2 protein-coding genes are annotated in these 3,024 nt (G+C 71.9%); one reads left to right on the forward strand and one right to left on the reverse strand.

Going from position 1 to position 3,024, the window contains the following annotated elements:
* Positions 1-127: 127 nt before the first annotated feature.
* The gene (locus KUM32_RS27020) at positions 128-973 is read right to left on the reverse strand and encodes an HAD family phosphatase (protein ID WP_217144574.1); all 846 of its coding nucleotides are present in this window, start codon (positions 971-973) and stop codon (positions 128-130) included.
* Positions 974-1,714: 741 nt separating this feature from the next.
* Here KUM32_RS27020 and ssd point away from each other — a divergent pair.
* Complete coding sequence (gene ssd, locus KUM32_RS27025; protein ID WP_217144575.1) at positions 1,715-2,857, forward strand: septum site-determining protein Ssd; 1,143 nt, start codon at positions 1,715-1,717, stop codon at positions 2,855-2,857.
* Positions 2,858-3,024: the final 167 nt, after the last annotated feature.

Here is a 3,024-nt window from a genome sequence, read left to right on the forward strand (position 1 = left end):
CGCGGGTGAGGTTGCGGGTGAGGGGTGAAGGGGTGGGGGTTGAGGGGTGCGCAGTGGAAGAGATGCGGCGAGGGGGGCATGGGGGCGTGGATGAGGCTGCCGATGCGGGGGTGCGGACGAGGAGCGGTCAGGCGGCTGCCGAACGCCGCCGGCTCGCGTACCAGACGAGGCCCGCGGTGGCCGCCGCGGCACCTATCGCCGCAGCGGCGACGAGCGCGGGGCGCGGCGGTACGGACAGGCCGGGGAGCCGCTGCTTGAGCCGCACCGGACGGTGGAAATCGAGAATCGGCCACTCGCGCGCCAGGGCCTCGCGACGCAGCGCCCGGTCCGGGTTCACCGCATGGGGATGTCCGACGGACTCGAGCATCGGCAGGTCGGTCACCGAGTCGCTGTAGGCGTAGCAGCGGGCCAGGTCGTACCCCTCTGACTCGGCCAGCTCCCGGATTGCCTCCGCCTTGGTGGGGCCGTACGCGTAGTACTCCACCTCCCCGGTGAAGCAGCCGTCGTCGCCCACGATCATGCGCGTCGCCACCACCCGGTCCGCGCCGAGGAGCTCGCCGATCGGCTCCACGACCTCGGCGCCCGACGTGGAGACGATCACGACATCGCGGCCGGCGGTGTGGTGCTCCTCGATGAGGGAGGCGGCCTCGTCGTAGATGATCGGGTCGATCAGTTCGTGCAGCGTCTCGGCGACGAGTTCCTTGACCAGTTCGACGTTCCAGCCGCGGCACAAGGCGGACAGGTACTCACGCATCCGCTCCATCTGGTCGTGGTCGGCGCCGCCCGCCAGGAAGACGAACTGGGCATAGGCGGTGCGCAGGACAGCCCTGCGGTTGATCAGTCCGCCCTGGTAGAACGACTTGCTGAAGGTGAGTGTGCTCGACTTCGCAATGACCGTCTTGTCCAGGTCGAAGAAGGCCGCTGTGCGGGGCATGGAGCGAGGCAAGGAGTGGTTTTCCACGGCCCCGAGCATAGGCGCAGCCCATTCGGCGTAAGGTGGGGCGCGTGGGTTTGCCTGAGAGAGCTCTCGGGTACACCATGGAAGTCACGGATCGTTCGCGACCGTGCTAACCCGGTCCGACTCCTCCCCCCCCCGAGTCGGCCGTGGAGACGACCCCCGCTCTCCCCCCCGGCGGGGGTCGTCGCATGTCCGGGTGGGTTTTCCCTTCTTCTCGGTGGTCCGGGCCTCGCGTTGTGGTGATGGCAAGGATCCTTTGACGCGTCCATGACTCACTACGGTGTGTAGTCGTCAGACTGCTCTGTGGAGGTTGTGCGCGGGGGTGAACGGTGACGGGTTGGGCGGGGTGACGCTCACCGGTTCGGGTGACGGCGATATTCACAGCCACCGAGTTGTCCTCAGTTTTGGACCAAGATCCACACGATTTCCCGGATCACTGCACCGTGATTCCCATGCGTCAGCGTCCGGGCCGCGCCGAGTTACGGCCGGCTCCGTTTGCCGGACGCGTAGGACTGGTTTCGACCGAGGTTCAAGGCGCCGTTCACGTCGGCGTTCACGTCGGTCGTTCACGCCGGTCTTCCCGTGGAGCCCGGTCGCCGGGTCTTCGCGGTGGGGAATCGCGCGGCCGGAAGGGCCGCGTGAGAAGTCACGAGATGCCGAGCGAGGCCGTGCGAGACGGCGGAGGACCCCGTGAGTGGGCGGGGCACCACGCACCGCACCACGCATCGCGCGCATCACGGCGAAGGGGATGTGGTCATGACCGGAACCATCACGGACGATCCGCCGTCCGCTGCCGGAGGGCGGCAGAGCGGCCCGCTGATCGTCACCGAGGACACCGAACTGCTCGACGACCTGTTGCGCCTGTGCGCGGCGGCCGGCGCCACGCCTGAGGTGCACCACTCGGTGCCCGCGGTACCGGCGGAACCCCAGGTGTCCCCGGCCACCGGACAACGGGGAGGCTGGGAGGCCGCCCCGCTCGTCCTGGTGGGTGACGATGCCGCGCGGCGCGTGCGCGGAGCCGCCCGGAGACGGGGCGTGGTGCTGGTGAGTCGCGACCAGGACGACTCCGGGGTCTGGCGCCGCGCCATCGAGATCGGCGCCGAGCACGTGCTGATGCTGCCCGACGGCGAACAGTGGCTGGTCGACCGCATCGCCGACGTGACCGAGGGCGTCGGCCGGCCGGCGCTCACCGTCGGCGTCATCGGCGGCCGGGGCGGCGCCGGCGCGTCCACCCTGGCCTGCGCGCTCGCGGTGACCTCCGCGCGGGAGGGACTGCGCAGCCTCCTGGTGGACGCCGATCCGCTGGGCGGCGGCATCGACGTCCTCCTCGGCGGCGAAACGGCCGAGGGCCTGAGGTGGCCCGCGTTCGCGGCCTCTCGCGGGCGGGTGGGCGGCGGTGCTCTGGAGGAGTCGTTGCCCGAGTTGCATTCGCTGCGGGTGCTCAGCTGGGACCGGGGGGACTGCGTCGCGGTGCCGCCCCCGGCCGTACGAGCGGTGCTCGCCGCGGCCCGGCGCCGGGGCGGCACGGTCGTCGTCGACCTGCCGCGCCGGATCGACGACGGGGTCGCCGAGGTCCTGGCCCAGCTCGACGTCGGGCTCCTCGTCGTCCCGGCCGAACTGCGGGCCGTCGCGGCGGCCGGCCGGGTGGCAGCCGCGGTCGGCATGGTCCTGCGCGATCTCCGGGTCGCGGTACGCGGGCCGTACGCCTCCGGACTCGACGACCGGGAGGTGGCCCGGCTGCTCGGACTGCCCCTGGCGGGCGAGGTGCCCGTCGAGTCCGGGCTGCTGCGCGCCACCGAGAGCAGGCGTCCCCCGGGCGCGACCGCACGCGGGCCGTTGGCGCGCTTCTGCCGGGAGTTCTGGGAGCGGGCGCTGGCGGAGACGGGCGGGAGCGCATGAGGGCGGCGGTGGTGGGTGCCGGGAGGGCGGGTGGTGGCGTGCGGGCTTGCGCGCTGACTGATGCGGTGCCGGGCGCGGTGGGTGACGTGGTGGCGGGTGTGGGGGCTGATGTGGCGTCGGGTGTGGTGGGTGACGTGGTGGCGGGTGTGGTGGGTGACGTGGTGGCG

Source organism: Streptomyces sp. AC627_RSS907, from assembly GCF_019049165.1.

Excerpts from the sequence above, each read along its gene's own strand:
- KUM32_RS27020 (WP_217144574.1), bottom strand. The coding sequence starts at position 973 with ATGCTCGGGGCCGTGGAAAACCACTCCTTGCCTCGCTCCATGCCCCGC.
- ssd (WP_217144575.1), top strand. The coding sequence starts at position 1,715 with ATGACCGGAACCATCACGGACGATCCGCCGTCCGCTGCCGGAGGGCGG.